General features: G+C 33.8%; 1 protein-coding gene. It reads right to left on the reverse strand.

Features of this window, described 5'->3' with window-relative positions:
- A partial coding sequence (locus tag ACRHNM_RS16285) for a type III pantothenate kinase (RefSeq protein WP_431137693.1) occupies positions 1-396 on the reverse strand: 396 nt, incomplete at both ends.

Raw genomic sequence — 396 nt, forward strand, 5'->3', positions numbered from 1 at the left:
GATATCTCAATCTAACACCAGGTGAAATCGCACCACCTAAATACTCATTTTTATCAGTTACAAAATCGTAAGTAATACAAGTACCTGCATCTATAATCAGCACATTGCTGTCTCGAAATTGATTCACCGAAGCACACACCAATGCAATACGATCCACTCCAAGCGTTTTTGGTGTTTCGTAAAGGTTTTTAAAAGGCAGCTTTACATCATGGTTAAGCTCTAGGACTTTTAAATCGTCCTCAACGGTTTCAATCTGTTTTTTAGACAACCTACCTACGGAAGAAATTATACTAGTTTTTAATTTCGGAAACTCTTTTTTAAGTTTTTTAAATTGCTTTTCAAATTCTGAAAGTTCAAAACTTACCTTATGAATTAGCTTATCATTCTGAAAAACAG

Source organism: Psychroserpens mesophilus, assembly GCF_050617655.1.
In the GTDB taxonomy this organism is placed as follows: Bacteria; Bacteroidota; Bacteroidia; order Flavobacteriales; family Flavobacteriaceae; genus Psychroserpens; species Psychroserpens mesophilus_A.